Origin of the sequence: Phycicoccus sp. M110.8, from assembly GCF_032464895.1 — a bacterium.
Lineage (GTDB): Bacteria > Actinomycetota > Actinomycetes > Actinomycetales > Dermatophilaceae > Pedococcus.
Genome location: NZ_JAWDIC010000001.1, coordinates 2,046,207 through 2,067,326, shown reverse-complemented (window position 1 = coordinate 2,067,326; position 21,120 = coordinate 2,046,207). Strand labels below are relative to the sequence as shown.

General features: G+C 73.9%; 18 protein-coding genes, 1 tRNA gene and 1 other RNA gene. 6 read left to right on the top strand and 14 right to left on the bottom strand.

The features are described from left to right. The first annotated feature begins 87 nt into the window (after positions 1 to 87). Positions 88 to 552: a hypothetical protein gene (locus RKE38_RS09840; RefSeq protein WP_316007244.1), complete on the top strand. Its 465-nt coding sequence runs from the start codon at positions 88 to 90 to the stop codon at positions 550 to 552. 4 nt (positions 553 to 556) lie between these two features. Here the strand turns inward: RKE38_RS09840 and RKE38_RS09835 are convergent, their stop codons facing one another. Both RKE38_RS09835 and RKE38_RS09830 read right to left on the bottom strand, forming a co-directional pair. After that, positions 557 to 1,603: an aspartate-semialdehyde dehydrogenase gene (locus RKE38_RS09835; protein ID WP_316007243.1), complete on the bottom strand. Its 1,047-nt coding sequence runs from the start codon at positions 1,601 to 1,603 to the stop codon at positions 557 to 559. 41 nt (positions 1,604 to 1,644) lie between these two features. Continuing rightward, a complete protein-coding gene (locus tag RKE38_RS09830) occupies positions 1,645 to 2,916 on the bottom strand; it encodes an aspartate kinase (protein WP_310152863.1) in 1,272 nt (423 codons plus the stop codon). A 221-nt stretch (positions 2,917 to 3,137) separates the two neighbouring features. Here RKE38_RS09830 and RKE38_RS09825 point away from each other — a divergent pair, with 221 nt between their 5' ends. Together RKE38_RS09825 and RKE38_RS09820 are read left to right on the top strand one after the other, a co-directional pair. Then, entirely contained in the window at positions 3,138 to 4,052 is a 915-nt protein-coding gene (locus RKE38_RS09825; RefSeq protein WP_316007242.1) for an ABC transporter ATP-binding protein, read from the top strand. Next, on the top strand, positions 4,049 to 5,194 hold the full coding sequence (locus tag RKE38_RS09820; protein ID WP_316007241.1) for an ABC transporter permease: 1,146 nt from the start codon (positions 4,049 to 4,051) through the stop codon (positions 5,192 to 5,194). Before RKE38_RS09825 ends, RKE38_RS09820 begins: the two co-directional genes overlap by 4 nt. Before the next feature lie 29 nt (positions 5,195 to 5,223). Here the strand turns inward: RKE38_RS09820 and RKE38_RS09815 are convergent, their stop codons facing one another. Genes RKE38_RS09815 through RKE38_RS09800 form a run of 4 tightly spaced genes read right to left on the bottom strand, consistent with a single transcriptional unit; the run spans position 5,224 to position 9,512 of the window. After that, positions 5,224 to 5,778, bottom strand: a complete 555-nt coding sequence (locus RKE38_RS09815) for a DUF5063 domain-containing protein (RefSeq protein WP_316007240.1) — start codon at positions 5,776 to 5,778, stop codon at positions 5,224 to 5,226. Next, positions 5,771 to 6,370, bottom strand: a complete 600-nt coding sequence (gene recR / locus RKE38_RS09810; protein ID WP_316007239.1) for a recombination mediator RecR — start codon at positions 6,368 to 6,370, stop codon at positions 5,771 to 5,773. The genes RKE38_RS09815 and recR overlap by 8 nt, the downstream gene beginning before the upstream one ends. Positions 6,371 to 6,379: 9 nt before the next feature. After that, complete coding sequence (locus RKE38_RS09805) at positions 6,380 to 7,060, bottom strand: hypothetical protein (protein WP_316007238.1); 681 nt, start codon at positions 7,058 to 7,060, stop codon at positions 6,380 to 6,382. Between the two features lie 4 nt (positions 7,061 to 7,064). Continuing rightward, entirely contained in the window at positions 7,065 to 9,512 is a 2,448-nt protein-coding gene (locus tag RKE38_RS09800) for a DNA polymerase III subunit gamma and tau (RefSeq protein WP_316007237.1), read from the bottom strand. Between the two features lie 153 nt (positions 9,513 to 9,665). On the opposite strand from RKE38_RS09800, the gene RKE38_RS09795 reads away from it, so the two are divergent. Both RKE38_RS09795 and RKE38_RS09790 read left to right on the top strand, forming a co-directional pair. Next, positions 9,666 to 10,352 (top strand): ABC transporter ATP-binding protein, encoded by a 687-nt coding sequence (locus RKE38_RS09795; RefSeq protein WP_316007236.1) that lies wholly within the window; start codon positions 9,666 to 9,668, stop codon positions 10,350 to 10,352. A gap of 4 nt (positions 10,353 to 10,356) precedes the next feature. Then, on the top strand, positions 10,357 to 11,757 hold the full coding sequence (locus RKE38_RS09790) for a hypothetical protein (protein WP_316007235.1): 1,401 nt from the start codon (positions 10,357 to 10,359) through the stop codon (positions 11,755 to 11,757). A gap of 105 nt (positions 11,758 to 11,862) precedes the next feature. Here RKE38_RS09790 and ffs read toward each other — a convergent pair. Both ffs and RKE38_RS09780 read right to left on the bottom strand, forming a co-directional pair. Continuing rightward, positions 11,863 to 11,961: signal recognition particle sRNA small type (gene ffs / locus RKE38_RS09785), an RNA gene on the bottom strand. Between the two features lie 42 nt (positions 11,962 to 12,003). Next, the gene (locus RKE38_RS09780) at positions 12,004 to 12,828 is read right to left on the bottom strand and encodes a hypothetical protein (RefSeq protein ID WP_316007234.1); all 825 of its coding nucleotides are present in this window, start codon (positions 12,826 to 12,828) and stop codon (positions 12,004 to 12,006) included. 88 nt (positions 12,829 to 12,916) lie between these two features. On the opposite strand from RKE38_RS09780, the gene RKE38_RS09775 reads away from it, so the two are divergent. Further along, a tRNA-Ser gene (locus RKE38_RS09775) sits at positions 12,917 to 13,004 on the top strand. Positions 13,005 to 13,193: 189 nt separating this feature from the next. On the opposite strand, the gene murQ is transcribed toward RKE38_RS09775, so the two are convergent. From murQ to RKE38_RS09745, 6 genes are all read right to left on the bottom strand, one after another. Then, on the bottom strand, positions 13,194 to 14,144 hold the full coding sequence (gene murQ, locus RKE38_RS09770; protein WP_316007233.1) for an N-acetylmuramic acid 6-phosphate etherase: 951 nt from the start codon (positions 14,142 to 14,144) through the stop codon (positions 13,194 to 13,196). A gap of 92 nt (positions 14,145 to 14,236) precedes the next feature. Then, positions 14,237 to 15,136: a MurR/RpiR family transcriptional regulator gene (locus RKE38_RS09765; RefSeq protein ID WP_316007232.1), complete on the bottom strand. Its 900-nt coding sequence runs from the start codon at positions 15,134 to 15,136 to the stop codon at positions 14,237 to 14,239. Positions 15,137 to 15,202: 66 nt separating this feature from the next. Continuing rightward, complete coding sequence (locus RKE38_RS09760) at positions 15,203 to 16,936, bottom strand: serine hydrolase (protein ID WP_316007231.1); 1,734 nt, start codon at positions 16,934 to 16,936, stop codon at positions 15,203 to 15,205. Positions 16,937 to 16,955: 19 nt separating this feature from the next. After that, positions 16,956 to 18,272: a DUF1343 domain-containing protein gene (locus tag RKE38_RS09755; RefSeq protein ID WP_316007230.1), complete on the bottom strand. Its 1,317-nt coding sequence runs from the start codon at positions 18,270 to 18,272 to the stop codon at positions 16,956 to 16,958. 97 nt (positions 18,273 to 18,369) lie between these two features. Then, the gene (locus RKE38_RS09750) at positions 18,370 to 19,266 is read right to left on the bottom strand and encodes an endonuclease/exonuclease/phosphatase family protein (RefSeq protein ID WP_316007229.1); all 897 of its coding nucleotides are present in this window, start codon (positions 19,264 to 19,266) and stop codon (positions 18,370 to 18,372) included. 11 nt (positions 19,267 to 19,277) lie between these two features. Beyond that, positions 19,278 to 21,101, bottom strand: coding sequence for a glycoside hydrolase family 3 protein (locus tag RKE38_RS09745; protein WP_316007228.1), 1,824 nt, complete (start codon positions 21,099 to 21,101; stop codon positions 19,278 to 19,280). Positions 21,102 to 21,120: the final 19 nt, after the last annotated feature.

Here is a 21,120-nt window from a genome sequence, read left to right as displayed (position 1 = left end):
CCCGTGACGAAGGGCCCGCCTTCCGCGACCCGGTCACCACGGCTGCCATGCTGTCGGCCCATGCCCGCCCGGTCCCGTCCACGACCCGTGACCCCAGCCCGCGCCGGCCTCGCGGCCGTCCTGGCGTTCACGGCTGCCGCGGCCGTTGCCGCCTGCGGTGGTCCCGACGGCCTGCAGGGTCGGGTCGTCAGCGTCGCGAAGGGCCGCACCGGTGCGGCCGTCCCGGGCGGGTGGGTGGCGGTCCTCACCGACGACCAGCTGCGCGACTACCTCTCCCGGTCGGGCCTGGACACCCCGCCGGACGACCAGCTGGGCTACGTCTCCGGGCGGGTGCTGCACGAGGCCGTCAGCCAGGCCGGGGGGACGCTGGTCACCGTCGACGACACGGGCCGGTTTGCGCTGCGCACCACCGGTCGCCGGGTCCTGTGCCTGCTCTACTCGGCCGGCCAGGTCGACGTGCTGGACGGCTGCGCGGCCGTCGACCTCCCGGCCGAGGGCACCCTCACCGTGGGCACGGGCGACGCCGGGGTCACGGCGTCCGTGCGCCGCTGACGGCTCAGCCCACCAGGGCCAGGTCCTTCGCGACCAGCTCGGCGACCTGCACCATGTTGAGGGCGGCACCCTTGCGCAGGTTGTCGCCGCAGATGAAGAAGTCGAGGGTGTGCGGGAAGTCCCGTGCCTGTCGCAGCCGACCCGCGAACCGCGGGTCCGACCCCACGGTGTCGGACGGGGTGGGGAACTCCATCGCCTCCGGGTCGTCGAGCACCACGACCGCCGGCGCCTCGACGAGCGCCTGACGCGCCCGGTCGACGTCGACCCGGCGCGCGAACGTCGCGTGCACGGCCACCGAGTGCGTCGTGACGACCGGCACCCGGACGCAGGTGGCGGCGACCCGCAGGTCGGGCAGCCCGAGGACCTTGCGGGTCTCGTTGCGGATCTTGAGCTCCTCGGTCGTCCAGCCGTCCTCAGCCGCGCGCCCGATCCACGGGACGACGTTGAGGGCCAGCGGCGCCGGGAAGGGCGAGTCGGACCCGAGCTCGTGCTCGATGAGGCGGCGGACGTCACCCGGCTGGTGGCCCAGCTCGCGGTGGCCGGCTACGACCTCGAGCTCGTCGTAGAGCCGGGCCATGCCGACCCGGCCCGCGCCGGACGCCGCCTGGTAGGAGGCCACGACCAGCTCGGTGAGCTCCCACTCCGAGTGCAGGGCGCTGAGCGCCCCGACCATGGTCAGGGTGGTCGCCCCGGGGTTGGCGATGATGCCCTTGGGCCGGTGGCGCACCTGCGCCGGGTTGACCTCGGGCACGACGAGCGGGATGTCGGGGTCGCCGCGCAGGGCCGAGCTGTTGTCGATGACCACGGCGCCGCGCTCGGCCGCGACCGGTGCCCACTGAGCCGCGACGGGTGCCGGCAGGTCGACCAGCGCGATGTCGACGCCGTCGAAGAACTCGGGCGTCAGCTCCTGCACGACGACGTCGCGGCCGATGACGTCGATGACGGCACCGGCGTCCTCGACCGCCGCCGCGGCCCGCAGCTCGCCCCAGATGTCGGCCCGCATGGCGAGCACCTGCCGGGTCACCTGCCCGACCGCACCGGTGGCGCCCACGAGGGCGAGCGTCGGCCGGGGGGACCGGGAGGCGGGGGAGGTCACCGGCCGGTGCCCCCGTAGACCACTGCCTCGCCTTCGCTGGAGTCCAGGCCGAACGCGGTGTGCACGGCGCGCACGGCGTCGTCGAGCACGTCGGCGCGGGTGACGACCGAGATGCGGATCTCGGAGGTGGAGATCATCTCGATGTTGACGCCGGTGTCGGCGAGCGCCTTGAAGAAGGTCGCCGAGACGCCGGGGTGCGAGCGCATGCCCGCCCCGACGAGCGAGAGCTTGCCGATCTGGTCGTCGTACTGGATCGAGGCGAACCCGACCGACTCCTGGACGCGCTTGAGCGCCTCGACGCCGGTGCGGCCGTCGGTCTTGGGGCAGGTGAACGAGATGTCCGTGAGACCGGTGTCGGTGGCCGAGACGTTCTGCACGATCATGTCGATGTTCATCTGGGCGTCGGCGCAGGTCTGGAAGATCTCGGCGGCCTTGCCCGGGTGGTCCGGGACGCCGACGACGGTGATCTTGGCCTCGCTGCGGTCGTGGGCGACACCGGCGATGATCGGGGCTTCCACGGTGTCTCCTTGGGCTGGGTGGTCGGTGACGATGGTGCCCTCCTTCGCTGAGAAGGAGCTGCGGACGTGGATCGGGATGTCGAAGCGGCGGGCGTACTCCACGCTGCGCAGGTGCAGGACCTTGGAGCCGGAGGCCGCGAGCTCGAGCATCTCCTCGGCGGAGATGGTGTCGATCTTGCGCGCGCTGGGCACGATCCGAGGGTCGGCGGTGAAGACGCCGTCGACGTCGGTGTAGATCTCGCAGACGTCGGCGCCGAGCGCGGCGGCGAGCGCCACCGCGGTGGTGTCGGTGCCGCCACGACCCAGCGTGGTGATCTCCTTGGTGTCCTGGCTGACGCCCTGGAACCCCGCGACGATGACGATGTGGCCCTTCTCCAGCGCGTCGGTCACGCGGCCCGGGGTGACGTCGATGATGCGGGCCTTGCCGTGGGTGGAGTCGGTGATGACGCCTGCCTGGCTGCCGGTGAACGAGCGCACCGAGTAGCCGAGGTCGTGGATCGCCATCGCCACGAGCGCCATCGAGATCCGCTCGCCCGCGGTGAGCAGCATGTCCATCTCACGGGGCGGCGGCTGCGGGCTGACCTCGTTGGCGAGGTCGAGCAGCTCGTCGGTGCTGTCACCCATCGCCGAGACGGCGACGCACACGTCGTTGCCGGCCTTCTTCGCCTCGGCGATCCGGCGGGCGACCCGCTTGATGCTCGCGGCGTCGGCAAGCGAGGAGCCGCCGTACTTCTGGACGACGATGGGCACGGTGGGACTCCCCAGTGTGGTGCGGTGGCTGCGGCGCGGACAGTCTAACGGTGGCTCGGCAGGCGAGACGCGGGTGCCGTATGCCGGACGGCCTGCGCCGCCGCGCGGGTCGCCGGGAGCGGCGCCCCGGCCGGTGTGAGCCGGCGTGGGCCGGCCGCCGGGAGCCGGGGATGAGTAGGAAAGCGCAGGGCTGGAGCGCACGCCGCCACTAGCCTTCGCGCATGACTCTCGAGGTGGAGGGGGTGCGTCGCGCGTTCGGCGACGTCCTCGCGGTCGACAGCATCAGCCTCACCGCACGTCCGGGGGAGGTCACAGCACTCATCGGGCCCAACGGCTCGGGCAAGACGACGCTGCTGCTGATGCTGGCGACGCTGCTCGTGCCGGACCGGGGGACGATCCGGGTCGACGGGCTCGACCCGGTGACCGAGCCGGCGCAGGTGCGCGCGCGGATCGGATGGATGCCCGACGGCTTCGGCACCTGGGACGCGCTCACGGTGCGCGAGGTCCTGCACACCGTGGCCGCGGCCTACCGGATCGCGCCCGACGTGGCGCGCGCCCGCACCGAGGAGCTGCTGGCCACCGTGCACCTGTCCGACCTCGCGGACCGGCGGGCGCGGGTGCTGTCCCGGGGGCAGAAGCAGCGGCTGGGCCTGGCCCGGGCGCTCGTCAACGACCCCTCGGTGCTGCTGCTCGACGAGCCCGCGTCCGGCCTGGACCCCCGCAGCCGGATCGAGCTGCGCGACGTCCTGCGCGGGCTCGCGGCTCAGGGCCGCACCGTCCTCGTCTCCAGCCACATCCTCACCGAGCTGCAGGAGGTGGCGGACCGGGCGGTCATCGTCGCCCGCGGCCGCAGCCTGGAGACGCAGGAGGTCGGCGGCCACGTCGCCGCGACCACGCCCGCGGCATACCGCATCTCCTCGCTGGACCCCGAGCGGCTCGGGGCCTGGCTCGCCGACCACCACGTGCCCGCCACCCGGGTCGGGGGCGGCCTCACGGAGGTGCACGTCCTGGGCGAGGAGAACGCCGCCCGGCTGCTGGCCGACCTCGTGCGCGACGGCGTCCGGGTCACCGCGTTCACCCCCAGCCAGGGGGCGCTCGAGACCGCCTACCTCGCCGCGACGGAGGACCGACGATGAGCTGGCACGGCATCCGCACGGTCGCGGCCCTCGAGCTGCGCCAGCGCGCCCGGACGTCCCGGTGGCCGGTCGTCCTCGGCATCTGGTTCGTCGTCATCGCCCTCGTGGCGTTCCTGGCGTACTACGCCACGCGCGACCCCGACCTGCGGTCGGGGCGGGCGATGTACGACGTCGTCGTGTTCTTCGTCCTGGGCCTGGCGATGCTGATCGTCCCCTCGCTCACCGCGACCTCGGTCAACGGCGACCGCGAGCACGGGGTGCTGGCCACGCTGCAGACCACCCTACTCACCCACTGGGACCTCGTGGTGGGCAAGCTGCTCGCCGCCTGGCTCGTGGCGATGGCCTTCCTCGCCGCGTCGCTGCCCTTCCTCGTGTGGGCGTGGGCCGTCGGCGGGGTGGCGGCCGTCGGGATCCTCCTCTCGCTGCTGGTCCTGGTGCTCGTCCTGGCGGTGGTCTGCGCCGTGGGGCTCATGTTCTCGACGTTGACCGCGCGGCCGGTCGCGTCCGCGGTCCTCACGTACCTCGCCATGGGGGCACTGGTCTTCGGGACGGCCATCGGTTTCGGCCTGTCGGTCTTCCTGGTGACGGACAAGGAGCCACAGCGGGTCCACGGCATCCCCGCGAACTGGTACGAGGCGCACCAGCCCCCGGCGATCGACCCGTCGGACCCCAACCTGACCCCCGAGCAGCTCAAGCAGCTCGAGCAGGCGGGCCAGCCCACTGCCGCCGACTGCGTGACCTACACCCGCACCCAGTCGGTGTCGCACACCGAGCGCATCTGGTGGATGCTCCCGCTCAACCCGTTCGTCGTCGTCGCGGACGCGGCGCCGTCCCGGGCGCCGAACCACGCCGGTGCGGACGACGCGTACGTCGGCGGGTTCACGCCCATGCGCTGGATCGCGGGCGGAGCGCGGACGGCCCGCAAGGGTCCCGACGCCGTGGTCGACGAGTGCCGGTTCGCGACCGGGGACGCGACGGCTCAGGCCTACCAGGACCCGTTCGACAAGGCGTTCGAGACCGGGCCGGTGTGGCCGTACGGCCTGGGCTTCCTGCTCGTGCTCGGGGCCGGGGCGACGACCGTGGCCGCCCGCCGTCTGCGCACACCGGTGCGCCGGCTGCCCAACGGGACGCGGATCGCCTGACCTCCCGAGGCGCCGACCCGCCCGCCGGGTCAGGGGTGCAGCGCGTCGAACTCGGCCTCGGCGGCCGCGTCGTCGTCGGCGTCGAGCCGGACGTGCCCGAGCAGGCACAGGACCGCCCGCAGCGCGCGGGCACCCGAGTCACCCCAGGTCGACAGGTAGCTGAACTGCCACCACCACAGCGCCTCGACCGGTCGCCCCGCGTCGTAGTGCCGCAGGCCGTGGGAGAGGGCCAGGGCGATCTCGGCGACGTCGTCGGAGACCGAGCTGCGCGCTATGTCGACGTCGAGCAGCGGGTCGACCACGTGGGCGTAGTCGTCGATGCCCTCGAACAGGTTGCCCAGCGCCGTCCGCAGGGGGTCGACGTCGACGTCCGGGCCCGGGTCGGACTCGAAGCGCTCCACCGGGACGACGTCCTGCACGGCGCCGAGCCGCGAGCCCATGAGCAGGACCTGCGACACCGCGAGCAGGGTCATGGGCAGGGCGGCGGCCGGCTCGCTGCCGGAGGCGACCTCGGTCATCGTCGTGAGGAAGGTGCGGGCCTCGGCGGCGCAGTCGTCGGCGAGCACCTGCAGGTCGTCAGACATCGAGCAGCCTCCTGCCCTCGAACGCCCGGCCGAGGGTGACCTCGTCGGCATACTCCAGGTCGCCACCCACGGGCAGGCCCGAGGCGAGGCGGGTGACCTTGAGCCCCATGGGCCGCATCAGCCGCGCCAGGTAGCTGGCGGTGGCCTCGCCCTCGAGGTTGGGGTCGGTCGCGATGATGATCTCGGTGACCTCGCCGGAGGCGAGGCGGGTCATGAGCTCGCGGATGCGCAGGTCGTCGGGGCCGACGCCCTCGATGGGGCTGATCGCCCCGCCGAGCACGTGGTAGCGGCCGCGGAACTCGCGGGTGCGCTCGATCGCCACCACGTCCTTGGGCTCCTCCACGACGCAGATCGAGGTGCCGTCACGCCGGGAGTCGGCGCAGATGCGGCACTGCTCGCCCTCGGCGACGTTCCCGCAGGTGGCGCAGAAGCGCACCTTCTCCTTGACCTCCGTCAGGGCGTCGACCAGCCGCTTGACGTCGACCGCGTCGGCCTGCAGCAGGTGGAACGCGATCCGCTGGGCGCTCTTGGGCCCCACGCCGGGCAGCCGCCCGAGCTCGTCGATGAGGTCCTGGACCACGCCTTCGTACACACGTCGAGCCTAAGCCCTCCCGCCGACGTCGCCCCCGGTCGACCCGCCGCCCGTCCCGGTCGACCCGCCTCCGGTGCCTGCGGAACCGCCGCCGGTCACTGGGGAACCGCCTCCGGTCACTGGCGAACGGCTGCCGCCCACGAGCCGCTCCCGCAGGCCCGCCGCCAGGCCGGCCACGGTGAGCAGGTCGAGGGCCCCACCGCCCACCTCGCCGACCCACGGCCGCCGGACGCCGCCGAGCCGGAGCCTGAGGTGGACCCGCGTCCCGCCCTCGGGCACCCCACCGGCCGGTCGCAGCGCGATGCACCAGGACAGCCGGATGGCGCCGCGACGCGACGAGTGCACGAGGTGGCTGCCGGGCTCGAGCTGCGCCACGGTGAACGTGGCGTCGCGGCCGCCCCAGTCGGGGATGACGTCGCCGACCGCGAGCCCGAGCAGTCCCGGCTCGAGGTGACGCAGGGCCCTGCCCCTCGGCGGCACGACACGCTCGAGCCAGCCGGGCAGGTACCAGCCGCCGCGCCGCCGGCCGAGCTGCACGAACCACGGCCACACGTCCGCGGGTGGAGCGGGCAGCGTGAACGCGCGGTCCATCACGACCACGGCATCGGGCACGAGCTCGTCGCCCGGCAGGGGCGCGGCGCGCTCGCTGGGGCTGGCCCGCACGAGCGCCTCGTCGAGCCGCGCGCCCATGGGATCAGCGACCTTCGTCGATGACCCGTCCGCCGAGGATGCGCTCGATCACCGGGCGACCCACGTCGCCGAGCTCCTCGATGTCCTCGTCGTCGGCGCTGACGACGCTGTCGTCGGCCACACGCCGTGGGGCGTCGACGGGCTGCTCGGCAGCAACCGCCGCCTGGGCCCGGGCGAGGAGGGACTGGCCGGCCTGGCCGCCCGACGGCGCCGGAGCCGCCGCCTGGGCGGAGCTCGACGCCTGGCTCGCGCTCGACGGGCCGGTGCCCGGCTCGGGCGCCGCCCACGACGGACCGCTGTCGGGCGCCGAGGCTGCGCTGGCCCAGCCACCGCCACCGCTCTCCGGGGGCGGGGCCGCGGGAAGGCCCATGTCGGCGGAGCGCTCGTATGCCGAGCCCGCGTCGCCGCCGGACGGACGGCTGGCGGGCCCGGGAGCAGCCGACTGGCCCGTGCCCTGCTGCCGGGTCGGGCCCGGGGCGCCGGCGGGGTCTGCGTCGTCGTCGGGCTGCCCCGGCGTCACGATCGGGTGCGAGGCACCACTGGGGGCGGACGCCGCCGCGTCGGGCACGGGGATGCCCTCGACCCGGGCATCGACGCCGAGGACGTCGATGAGCGCCTGCCGGACGAGGTCGGCGTGCGGACCGCTGCGGAAGGTGTGCGCGATGCCCACGGTGGAGATCGCGAGGACCACCTTGGAGCCGTCGTAGTCGTGGACCGTCGCGTGCTCGGACAGCAGGGTCCACGTCGTGCGCTTGTGCTTGAAGATCCACCCGAGGATGTCGGGCCAGGCCCGCCGGATCGCGGCCGTGTCGATCCCACCGTGTGCCGGGGACGGACCGGGAGCCGGCTCCGGGGCGGCAGGCGGCGTCGACGCGGAACGTCCCGGGGACGCGGCAGGAGCCTGCTGGGACCGCTGGGCCTCGGGCACGGAGCCACCGGCGGCGCGCTCGGCCGTCGCCGCGTGGCCGCCCTGGCCCGGGCCGGGCCGCCCGCGTTCGTCGCCCGGGGCCCGCGTGGGAGCTGCCTCGGCCGCCGGTGCGTGGCCAGCAGGTGAGGGCGCCGGCGGGGCTGCCTGGGCCGGGTCCGATGCCGGCGCCGCAGCAGCCGGGGACGACGGAGCCGCTGCCGGCGCGGATGCCGCGGGCGCGGGTGCCGCCGGGGCGGCAGACGCGGCGGGCGCCGGCGCGGCCGAGGGAGACTCCGGCGCGGCCGGACGAGACGCGGGGGCGGACGCCGGCATCGGCACGGTGGCGATGGGCGTGCCCGGCGACCGCGTGACGGAGGGGACGCCCTCGACGTCGAGGCGGCGCTCGAGCCGGTCGAGGCGCGCGGCATACCCGCTCTCGCCGGAGGCGGCGGGGAGGAGGACGCGCGCGCAGATGAGCTCGAGCTGGAGGCGCGGCGCGGTGGCGCCGGTCATCTCGGTGAGGCCGGCGTTGACGATGTCGGCGGCGCGCGACAGGGCACCGCCGCCGAAGGCGGCCGCCTGCTGGCGCATCCGCTCGAGCTGGTCCTCGGGCAGGCCGCGCAGCACCGACGACGCACCGTCGGGCACGGCGGCGACGACGATGAGGTCGCGCAGCCGCTCGAGCAGGTCCTCGACGAAACGGCGCGGGTCGAGCCCGGTCTCGATGACCCGGTCGACCTGGTGGAACACGCCCGCGGCGTCACCGGCGGCAAAGGCGTCGACGATCGCGTCGAGCAGCTCGTTGTCGGTGAACCCGAGGAGCGACGCGGCACCCTCGTAGGTGAGCCCCTCCTCGCCCGACCCGGCGATGAGCTGGTCGAGCACCGACAGCGAGTCACGGACCGACCCGCCACCCGCGCGGGTGACGAACGACAGCACCCCGGGCGCGACGGCGACGCCCTCCTGCTCGCACATCCGCGCCATGTAGTCGGTGAGCTGGCCGGGCGGCACGAGCCGGAACGGGTAGTGGTGGGTGCGGGAGCGGATCGTGCCGATGACCTTCTCCGGCTCGGTCGTCGCGAAGACGAACTTCACGTGCTCCGGCGGCTCCTCGACGATCTTGAGCAGGGCGTTGAAGCCCTGCGGCGTCACCATGTGCGCCTCGTCGATGATGTAGATCTTGAACCGGCTCTGGGCCGGGCCGTACGACGCCCGCTCGCGCAGGTCACGCGCGTCGTCGACACCACCGTGGCTGGCGGCGTCGATCTCGATGACGTCGACGCTGCCGGAGCCGCCGCGGGCGAGGGCCACGCACGAGTCGCAGGTGCCGCACGGGGTGGGGGTCGGCCCCTGCTCGCAGTTGAGGCAGCGGGCGAGGATGCGGGCACTGGTGGTCTTGCCGCAGCCGCGGGGGCCGGAGAACAGGTAGGCATGGTTGACGCGGCCCGTGCGCAGCGCCTGCATGAGCGGCTCGGTGACGTGCTCCTGCCCGATGACGTCGGCGAAGGTCTCGGGCCGGTAGCGGCGGTACAGGGCGGTGCTCACCCCCGGAACCCTAGTCGGCCGACCTGACACGGCACAGGCGCTCTCCTCCGCCCACGGGCACCCGGTCGCCGGCACGGGTGACCCCCGACGCAGGCGCCCACGGCACCCGGCCGCAGGCACCGGTGACACACTGTGCCGCGACGAGGGAGGCCCATGTTCGGACGACGCAGCCGGGTGGCGAGCGAGGCACCGTCGAGCCCTGCCGGCCCGGTCCAGCTCGAGGCCACCGAGGTCGGCAAGGACATCGACGGCGCGGTGCTGCTGGCCCCCACCAGCCTCTCGGTGCGCTCGGGCGAGTGCGTCGTGCTGCGCGGCGCCAACGGCAGCGGCAAGACGACGCTGCTGCGGGTGCTGGCCGGTTCGCTGGAGCCCTCGACCGGCGCGGCCCTGCTCGACGGCGCCCCGGTCGACGAGCGCGACCCGGGCACCCGTGCGCGGGTGGGAGCGCTGCTCGGCTCCCCCACGGCATACCGCGACCTCACGGTCGTCGACCACCTCGTCCTCGTGGACTCCACCTGGGGCGGCCGGATCGACACCGCCGACGAGCGCGCGGACGAGCTGCTGACCACCCTGGAGATCGACCACCTGTCCGAGCGGTTCCCGCGCGAGCTGTCGTCGGGGCAGCAGCAGCTGTTCCACCTCGCGCTCGTGCTCTTCCGGCCGGCGTCCGTGCTGCTGCTCGACGAGCCCGAGCAGCGCCTCGACACCCACAAGCGCGGGCTTCTCACCACGATCCTGCTCGAGCGCAAGGCCGCCGGCGCGGCCCTCGTCGTGGCCTGCCACGACCCCGTCATGACCGAGGCCCTCGCCGACCGTGTCGTCGACGTCTCCGGTGGGTGAGCCGGTGACCGGCGCCGTGCCGGAGGACCGCGTGGGCACCGACGCCGAGCGGCTGGAGCAGGCGCGGGGCGTGGTCCGCGGCGAGCGCCCCGCCGAGGGCAGCGGCAACGTCGTGTATGCCGCGTACGTCGCCGTCATCGCCTCGCTCACCTACGGCGTCCCGGCCGCGCGCGCCTTCTTCCTCTTCGTCGACCCTGCGTGGCTGTCGCGCCACCTCACCGGGGTCCAGGGCGTCCTGGTCGTCGGCGGTGCCGTGGTGGCGCTCGTGCTGCTGGCCCACCGGCTCGGCTCGCTGCGCGGACCGGTGGTGCCCGACCTGCCCTACCTCGACCACGTCGCGACCAGCCCGCTCGACCGGGCGCTGGTGCTGCGCCGCTGGTGGCGGCTCAGCCTGCTCGGTTGTCTCTTCGGCGGGCTCCTCGCGGGGGCTGTCACGGGCACGGGCATGCTCGTGGCCGCGGTCGCGTCGCCGATGGTCCTCCTCCCGACCAGCGTGGCCGGGCTCCTCGTGGGGCTCGCCGTGGCCGGGGCGTGGCTGTGGGGGCAGGTGCGGTCGTGGCCGACGGGACCGCGCGGCCCGTCGACCGTGCTGCGCGAGCGCACGTCGCTGCGAGTCCTGCACCACGTCGCGCTGCGGACCCAGTCCGCCCGGGCGGTGACGATGGGCGGCGCCGTGCTGGCCGGCGACCTGCGCGCCGCGCGACTGGACGTCGCGGCACCCGGCACCCGCCTGCGCCGGACCCGCCTGAAAGGGCGTGGACCCGTGGCCGTCATGGCCGCACGCGACCTGCTCGGCCTGCGCCGGTCGCCCGGCGTCGCGTTGACCGGGCTGGTGCTCGCGGGGGCAGGCTCGTGGGCCCTCGCGCACGCGACCGCTCCCGGGGTGCCGAGCATCGTCGCCTTCGCGGGGGTGCTCGGCTGCTACCTCGGGTACGGCGCCTGGTGCGAGGGGCTGCGCCTCCAGGGCGACAACGCGGGCACGCCCGCGCTGCTCGGACTGCCGGCCCGGGTCGAGGCGCTCGCGCACCTCGTCACCCCGTCGGCCCTGTACGCGGTGGTCGCCCTCGCCGCGGGCGGCGCCGTCACGGCCACCTCCGACGCGGGTGCCACGGCCGCCTGGTGGCCGCTGGCGATGGTGCCGCTGCTGGCCGGGTGCCAGCTGCTGGCGGCGTTCCGCGGGCTGCCGCCAGTCACCCTGTTCTCGCCGGGGTCCGCGGTGTTCGCCGTGGCCTTCTGGTACTCGCGCCCGCTGCTGCTCGCCCTCGTCACGGGCGTGGGAGCCACCGCCGTGCTCACCCGGGCGGGCGCCGGCAACGCCGTGCCGCTGCTCTTCCTGGGTGCGTATGCCGCGGTGCTCTTCGGCCGTCGCCGCGTCCGCCTGCTCGACGAGGCCCACCGCGTCTGACGAGCTGCGCCGTGCGGGCCGGGAGGTGCGGGCGGGGGGGGAGGGACCGCGGGCTCCGCAACGCGCGTGCCGGGGAGCACCGGACGGTGCGCCCACCCGGACGCGGACACAGGGACACCCCGCGTACCTGGAAGAGCTCTCCTACCCTTGCTGCATTCCTGCCCTGGGGGAGTTCGGGGAGGTACCACCACGCGGGGTGCCGGTCGTCAGTGTAGAGGGCGGGCCAGCGCGACGACGAATCCCCTCTCAGCGACCCGGCACGACCAGCGGCCCGGCGGCGTGCCGGAGGCCGGACGTGGCGAGCACCACCACGACGGTGAGGAGGGCCAGCACGAGGAAGGCCTCCCAGCCGCGCAGGCGGCGTTGCCGCACGTCGCCCGTCACACCCAGGACTCGCCAGGGGCGGCCCGGCAGCGCCAGCTCGACCACGGCATACGCCACCGTGCCGAGGCCCAGCGGGGCCCACTGGAGCCAAAACCAGAACCAGCGGGTGCCGCGGGTGGGGGTGGTGTTGCCGACGACGACGAGCAGGCCGAGGGCGAAGGCAGCCAGGCCCCACGGGGCACCGCGGTCCTGGTCCGGTGGGCGGAAGGTGGCCGGGGCCGACTGGGGAGCACCGGCCTGCCGGAGCTCGGACATCAGGGTGAGCGGATCGCCCCCCGGCAGTGCACCGGCGAAGCGCACTGGGGCGACGTCGCCGTCGACCCAGTAGACGACCGCGTCGACCGTCCGGCGGTCCCACTCGGCGGGGAGGCCGTCGGTCTCGCGCTGCGCCAGGGTCCCGAAGCTCCAGGATCCGGCGCCGGCCGGCGGCCAGTCCCGTTCCGGGTGCAGGTCGGTCGCCAGCCGCCAGGTCTGGATGCGGCCCGCCTGCAGGTCGGCGTGGAGCTGCTCGTCGGTGACGAACCGGGGTGACGACAGCCACGTGAGGACCGCCCAGGTCGCCCACAGGGCCAGGACGGCCAGGCCCAGGACGCGCAGGCCGTTGGGACGGCTCACCCCCAGTGCCCTCGGGACCGCGTCGGGCGCGTGCTCGACGACCCGGCTCCCCGCGACCTCCCCCTCGGTCATGGACGCAGTCTGGCACCGGACCGGGGTCGCCGAGGCGGCTTCGAGGGCGATTTCTGGCAGAGGCCGGTCCTCGGGTAGCCTCCTCCGCGGAGGATTCGCATAGTGGCCTAGTGCGCACGATTGGAAATCGTGTTGGGATAAAACCCTCGGGGGTTCAAATCCCCCATCCTCCGCCACACGACGAAGGACCCCGCAGCGCTTTATCGCGGGGTCCTTCGTCGTGTATCTGAGGCCTACCGGATTTGGGAGGAGCTCGCGAGGAACGAGCGAGCGACGGTTCCCCCATCCTCCAGGGAACTCGAGCGCCTACATCAGACCGGGTCTTCGGGCGAGACTGGCCGGCTGGCCAGACGGCCCGGGCCGGCTCAGGAGGGCCGGCCGCCTGTTGCCGCGGTGGGGGACGAGCCACCGCCCGACAGGTCGGCGAGCGCCGCGGCGACGGACCCCTGGTGGGCGTCCAGGGCCGCGCGGGCCTCGTCGGCGGGGCAGCCCGCGAGCATCGACAGCAGCGCCGGCTTCAGCTCGCCGCCGGCAGCCTCGAGCGCAGCCTGCGCCGCCTCCTCGTCGGCGTCGGTCGCCTCCTGCAGGATGCGCAGGACGCGCCCGCGCAGCTTGGCGTTGGTCGCGACGAGGTCGACCATGAGGTTGGACCAGGTCCGCCCGAGCCGGATCATCACCGCGGTCGAGAACGCGTTGAGGACCATCTTCTGGGCGGTCCCGGCCTTGAGCCGGGTCGAGCCGGTGAGCACCTCCGGACCGGTGTCGGGGGCGATGAGGTGGTCGGCGAGCGGGGCCAGCTCGGCCCGGGGGTTGGCCGTCACGAGCGCCGTCACCGCGCCGACCTCGCGGGCGCGCCGCAGCGCCCCGGCGACGTACGGCGTGCGGCCCGACGCCGCCAGGCCGATGACGACGTCGCCGCCCCGGACCTCCCGCGCGTCCGCAGCGCCCTGCTCGGCGTCGTCCTCCACGTCCTCGACCGCGCGCAGCAGGGCCGCGGGGCCGCCGGCGTGGTGGGCGACCACGAGCCCCTCCGGCACGTTGAACGTCGGCAGCAGCTCGGCGGCGTCGAGCACCGCGAGCCGCCCGGAGGTGCCGGCCCCGAAGTAGTGGACCGTGCCGCCGCCCCGGATGGCGTCGACGGCCCGGTCGACGAGCCGCGCCAGCTCGGGCAGGGTGCGCTCGACGGCAGGGGCGACCAGGGCGTCGTCCGCGTTGATCCGCTGCAGGACCTGCAGCGTCGGCTCGCTGTCGATGGCCACGGTGCCGGGGTGGCGCTGCTCGGTCGGCGCCGTCACTCGGCTCACGTCGCGGGGCATGCGTCGCAGGTTACTTTTCCACAACCGGAGATTCAACGACGTGACAAAGTACCGCGAGCGTTTGGGTCCGGTTGCCTCCGGTCGCGGCCGGTTCAGGAGCCGACGTGGTGGCCGGCGACGGCCTGGCGGGTCTCCTTGACGGCCTTGCGTGCGCGCGTCAGGTGCCGCTGCGCCACCGCGATGTAGAGGCAGTCGACGACCGTGAGGGCGGCGATGCGGCTGGCCGTCGCGCCGGAGCGCAGGCTCGTCTCCCGTGCCGCGGTGGTCAGGACGTGGTCGGCGCGCTCGGCCAGACGGGAGAGCGGGAAGTTCGTCACCGCCACGGTCGTCGCGCCGCGTGACCGGGCCGCCTCGAGCGCCTCGATCGTCTCCGACGTGGTGCCCGAGTGCGAGATCGCGATGGCCACGTCACCCCGGTCCAGCAGCGTCGCGCTCGTGAGCGCGATGTGGGGGTCGTTCCAGGCGAAGGCGACGACGCCGATGCGGTGGAGCTTCTGCTGCAGGTCGGTCCCGACGATCGCACTGGCCCCGGCGCCGTAGATGTCGACCCGCTTGGCGGCCGCGATGGCCCGGGCGGTCTCGGCGAGGCTCTCGTGGTCGAGCTGCTGCGCGGTCTCCTCGACCGCGCTCGCGTCGACGAACGCCACCTTGGCGATGATGTCGGCGATCGTGTCCTTGGCGCTGATGTCGGTGTCCTGCGTCGTGCTGGTCCGAGGCTGGGCACTCTCCTCCGCCAGCCGCAGCCGCAGCTGGGGGTAGCCGGGCAGGCCCAGCCGACGGCAGAACCGCAGCACCGTCGTCTCGGAGGTCGACGCCGCGGACGCCAGCTCGCTGATGGTCAGCGCCGCCGCGGCCCTGGGGTCGGCCAGCACCTTCTCGGCGACGCGGTCCTCCGCCGGGGACAGCGAGGGCCGTATGCCGCGCAGCCGCACCAGCAGGGAGGCACCGGGCGCGCCGGCCGCCTGGTCTCGGGAGGTCTCGGTCGCGGCCATGGCCCCACGCTACGACGTGCGGGCGCGGCCCACCGGGACGTCCGTCCCGGAGCGCGCCGGGCTGCCTCACCGTGACTGCAGGGTCCACCCGTCGGCGACGAAGGCGCCCGGGGTCTTCTCCCCGTCGAGGAGCGCGCCGCCGTCGGCCTGCACGAGGACGTCGTCGACGTACGCGCCCCGGCCCAGGTACGAGCCGTCGGTCGTGTACCGCCACCGCAGCACCTGCGTCCCGGCCGCGAGGTCCGCACGGGCCTGCGCCCAGTGGCGCTCCCCGGCTCCCGACACCGTGCCGTCGCTGGACGTCGTGTCGCCGCGGTCGCGGACGGTGAAGGGCTGCCGCGTCCACGTCTGCCCGCCGTCGACCGACTTCTCCAGCACCAGCCGGTCGGTCTCCTCGGTGTCGAGGAAAAGGTCGAACGACAGCCGCGCACCGGACGTGGGGACGTCGAGCGCGGGCGTCGCGAGGGTCGTCGTCGTGGCGTCCTTCGCCCCCGAGAACCACGCCGTGTCACCGTGCTTCGGCCGGACGGCCATGGCCTGGCCGAGGCCGCCCGCCCACTCGCGGCGGGCGACGTTGTTGCTGCCCCAGCTGCGGGACGGGTGCACGCGGTTGGTCAGCAGGATCGCGAAGGAGTGCGACGCGAAGTCGATGACGATCGAGGTGCCGGTGTACCCGGTGTGCCCGGCCGTGCGCGGCCCGGACAGCGAGTCCATGTACCAGCGCTGGTCCAGCTCGAAACCGAGGCCGTGCGCATCACCCGGGAAGGCCTGGTTCACGTTGGTCGTCAGGGCGTCGACGCCCTTGCGGGTCAGGATGCGGTGGCCGCGGTAGCTGCCTCCGTTGAGCAGCGCCTGGGACAGCACGGCCAAGTCGTCGACCGTCGAGAACACGCCGGCATGACCGGCGACGCCGCCCAGCGACCAGGCGTTCTCGTCGTGCACCTCGCCCCAGACCATGCCGCGGGCCGGGACGCGCTGGTACTCCGTCGCCGCGGTGCGCGTCCGGTCGGTCGGGTTGTAGCCCGTGTCCGCCATGCCCAGCGGACCTGTGATCCGCTCGGCGACGACCTTGTCGAGCGACTCGCCCCGCAGCCGCTCGACCATGACGCCGAGGGTGATCATGTTGAGGTCGCTGTAGAGGTACGTGCTGCCCGGCGGGTTGGTCAGCGGCTGGTCCATGACCGCCCTGATCCGCGACGCCTTGTCCGGGTACCTGCTGTACAGCGGCAGCCACGACGTGAAGCCGGACGTGTGCGTCAGCAGCTGCTTGACGGTCACGGCCTCCTTGCCGTTCGCCGCGAACTCGGGCAGGTACGTCGCGACGGGCGCCTCGAGGTCGACCTTCCCCTCGTCTATGAGCTGGACGACGGCGATCGAGGTGAAGAGCTTGGACACCGATGCCAGGTCGAAGACGGTGTCCTCGCCCATGGGCACCCACTGGTCGCGCGGGAGCTCCTCGGTGTCGGTCTTCCACCGCAGCGCCCAGCCGCTGGCGTCGCGCTCGACGACCTTCCCGTCGTGGCCCATGAGGCCCACGGCCCCGGCATACATGGGGTGGCCGCCGGGCGGCGCCTCCTCGTGCCCGCGGATCTCCTGGACCGCCGTGGCGATCGGCGCCGGGTCGAGTCCCACGGACTGCGGCGAGGCGTCGCTCAGCACGGTGTTGGGTGGCATGTACCCACGAAAGGGCTTGCTGAAGTCGTCGGCAACAGCAGGCGTGGTCGTCAGCAGCCCTCCCAGCACGGCGGTGGCTGCGGCGAGCGCCAGCGCCTGTCGGCGGACGGGTCGGCGGTTGCGCATCCCTGGTCCCCCGGCCGGCTCAGGCGTTCGGGCCGCGGTAGATGAGGTACTGCTGGCGGCGCCGGTCGAACTCGGCGAGCTCGGCCTTCCAGGCGCCGACCACCTCGTCCGCGGACGCCCCCGCGGTCACCTGGTCGCGCAGGCGCGTCGACCCGCTCAGCTTGTCGATCCAGTACGGGCGCGCCGGGTCGTAGCTGTCGTAGCGCCAGGCGAAGTCGGCGTAGAGGGCCTTGGCGGCCACCAGCATCTCGACCGCGACCCGCACGGGGTCCATCGCCGACGGGTCGGTGATGTGCACCTGGACCCCGCCGCAGACCTTGTTCGCGTTCTTGCTGAAGGTGGGGGTGAAGTACGCCTCGCGGAACGCGACGCCCGGTATGCCGCGTGCCTCCAGCCGCTCGGCCCACCTGTAGTCGACGTAGGGGGCGCCGATGAGCTCGAACGGCCGCGTCGTGCCACGGCCCTCGGACATGTTGGTGCCCTCGAACATCCCCGTGCCCGGGTAGACCAGCGCGGTGTCGGGCGTCGGCATGTTGGGGCTGGGCATCACCCACGGCAGGCCGGTCGCGGCATACGGCATGTCGCGGCGCCAGCCGCTGACCTCGACCACGTCGAGCTGCGCGAGCCGGCCGCCGGCGTCCGCGGGGAGGAACTCCGCGTCGAAGAAGCGCGCGAGCTCACCCACCGTCATGCCGTGCGCCTGGACGATCTCCTTGGCCCCCACGCCCGAGGTGTATGCCGTCGTCATCATCGGGCCGCGCGCGGTGCCGCCCGTGGGGTTGGGCCGGTCGAGGACGACGAACCGGGATCCGGTCGCGACGGCGGCGCGCATGGCCGTGTACATGGTCCAGATGTAGGTGTAGAACCGCGCGCCGGCGTCCTGGATGTCGAAGACGACGGTCTCGACGCCGGCCGTGCGGAACAGCTGCTCCATCTTCGAGGCGTTGGCGCCGTAGGCGTCGTAGACGGTGAGGCCCGTGCGCGGGTCGGTCGAGGTGCCCTCCGAGCTGCCCGCCTGGGCCGTGCCGCGGAACCCGTGCTCGGGTCCGAAGACGCCGACGATGTCGACCGTGCCAGCCTCGTGCATCTCGTCGACGATGGTCCGCAGGTTGGTGAGGATGCCCGTCGGGTTGGTGATGACCCCGACCTTCTGGCCGGCGAGGGTGCGCCAGCCGTTCGCCGCCTCACGGTCCGCGCCGGGGGTGACCGGGCGGGCGGGGTAGTTCGGCGCGCTCGAGCGCGGCGGAGCTGCCTGGGCGAGCGAGGCGCCGACGGGGAGGGCGAGGGCGCTCGCACCCGCGGCGGTGAGGAGCTGGCGGCGGTTCAGGCGGGTCATCGGAAGGCCTTTCGTCGAGGGTGCGGCGTCGAGGTGGGGCGGTCGGGCAGAGCGGGGCGGTGCGGTCGGTCAGGGGCGGTCGGCGGGGGCCGGGTCGTCAGGGGACGGGGAGCTCGATGGTGGCGACGAGCGGGCGGTGGTCGCTGGCGGCGAGCAGGGCGGGGTCGGAGGGCACCTCGGCCGTGGTCACCGGCGTGCCCTTCCGGACGGTGACGAAGTCGATCCGCTTCACCGGGCGCAGGGCCGGGAAGGTCAGGCCGGGTTCGCCGACGCGGGTCCGCGCCACCGCCCAGGCGTCGTCGAGCTCCTGCCACAGGGGTGCCAGCTCGGGCGCGGAGGCGTCGGCGTTGAAGTCGCCGAGGAGCACCTGGTTCGCGCCGGGCGGGTCCTGCGCCATGATCCGCCGCGTGTCGGCGACCTGGGCGGTCCGCACGGACGGGTCGCCGCGGTAGTCGAGGTGGGTGACGTAGACGTGCGTCCGGGCGCCCCTGACCTGCACGGTGGCCTCGAGGAAGCCGGGCGCCGGAGCAGGGACCGGGTTCGGGTCCTGGGTCGAGAGCCGGGTGATGTCGTGGTTCTCCAGGGCGACGAGCGGGTACCGCGACAGGACGGCGACGCCGTACTCGCGGCGGGGGTCCCCGGCGTGGAGCGGGTCGAGGCTGTAGATCGGGGCGAAGCCGGTCTGCATCCCGAGCCGGCCGCCGAGCTCGGCCACGGTGTCCTCGAAGCGCGAGCGGTCACCCCAGTGGACGTCGGCCTCCTCGATCCCGACCACGTCGGCGTCGAGCGCGCGGATGGTGGCCGCCGTGCGGTCGAGGTCGTAGACGTTGTCCGACCCCGCGCCCGCGTGGATGTTGTACGTGGCGAACCGGGCCACCACCGGCGGGGGTTCGGACCCCGGCGGCGGTGCCGCCGCGGTGGCCGTGGGTGCCCCTGAGACACCCGCGGCCACCGCGGCGACCAGCGTGGACGCGACGAGCCCGGTCCAGCGCATCTCCGGCGACCTCAGTAGGACAGGCCGTGGCCGAACGGGTACAGGACCGTCCCCGGGTCGCCCTTCACCGGGATGTCGACCGGCAGCTTGCCGCTCGGGTTCACCGCCCCGGTGATGACCCGGGCGACGGACTCGATCGCGACCGGGCTGTAGGAGTAGGTGGCGAGGTACGTGCTCGTGCCCGGGAGGTAGGCGATGTCGTACGGGTCGCGCGTCGCCACCACGACGACCGGCTTGCCCGTCGCCTGCAGCTGCTGGACCAGCTTCTGCTGCCCGCCCCGCGGGTCGGTGACGGAGGTGTCCCAGGCCTTCATCGTCGTGACCACGATGGCGTCCTGGCCCTGCGCGGCGGCGACGGCTGCAGCCACCTGGGCGTCCGTCGGGGACGAGCCGGTCTGCTTGACCGTGGTCGCGGCACCCTGGGCCTTGAGCGCGTCACCGAGCGTCTGGGTCGTCGTCACGCCGTAGCCGGTGACGAGGACCTTCTTCCCGCTCACCGCGAGGGGCAGGGTCTTGTCGTCGTTCTTCACCAGGGTGGTGGTGCGGTCGGTGATGGCGTCAGCCGTGGCCAGGTGCTCCGGTGTGCCGACCACCGAGTCGAGGGCGGCCGGGTCCACGTAGGGCTTGGCCACGATGCCACGGTCCCACTTGAGCTCGAGCACGCGGCGCACCTTGGCGTCGAGGTCGGCCATGGGGATGCGGCCGCTCTCCACCGCGCCGATGACGGCGCCGTACGCCTCGTCCATCGACGGGCTCATGAGCAGCTGGTCGACACCTGCCGAGAGTGCCCGCACCGCGACCTCGGAGTCGCCGTACTTGTCCCGCACGCCCTGCATGCCCAGCGAGTCGGTGACGATGACGCCCTTGAAGCCGAGCTCGTTCCGGAGCACCCCGGTGAGGATCGGCTTGCTCAGCGTCGCCGGGTCGCCGGAGTCGTCGAGCGCCGGCACGTTGAGGTGGGCGGTCATGATCATGTCGATGCCCCTGGCGATCGCCGCCTTGAACGGCGGCGCGTCGATCTGCTCCCACTGCTCGCGGGTGTGGGTGATGATCGGGAACGCCACGTGGCTGTCGGTCGCGGTGTCACCGTGGCCGGGGAAGTGCTTGGCCGTCGCGGAGACGTTGCCGTCCTTCTGGTAGCCGTCGACCTGGGCGCCGACCATCTGCGCGGCGAGGTCGGGGCGCGAGGAGAACGAGCGCGTGCCGATGACCGGGTTGAGCGGGTTGACGTTGACGTCCGCGTCGGGCGCGAAGTCGGTGTTGACCCCCATTGCCCGCAGCTCCTCGCCGGTGATGGCGGCAGCCGTCCGGGCATCGGCGGTGGACCGCCCGGCGCCGAGCGCCATCGAGCCGGGGAACTGCGTCGCCGGTGGCCCGATGCGGGTGACGACACCCTGCTCCTGGTCGGTCGCGATCTGCAGGGGGACGTCGACCTTCGACTGCTGCGACAGGGCGGCCTTCTGCAGGCCGTTGGACAGGCCCGCGATCTGCGGCGGGTTCTGCACGCTGTCGGTCCAGGCGAAGTAGATGACACCGCCGAGGTGGTACTTCTGCACGACCTCGGCCGGAGTCGCGACGCCGTACAGCGGGATGTTGCGCGAGTCCGGGGTCGTCGCGTCCTTGCCGTAGACGTTCTGGATGAACAGCTGGCCGACCTTCTCGGGCAGGGTCATCCGCGCGATCGTCGAGGCGACCCAGCCCTCACGGGCATCGGGGTTGGTCGGCGGTGGGCCCGAGCGCACGCTCGCGAGCGCCGGGGCCGTTCCCGCGGCCAGGACTGCTGCTGCGGCGGCTGCGGCCACCACCGTGCGACGGGAGACGCTGGACGTGGACATGGCTCCTCCAGAGCGGATG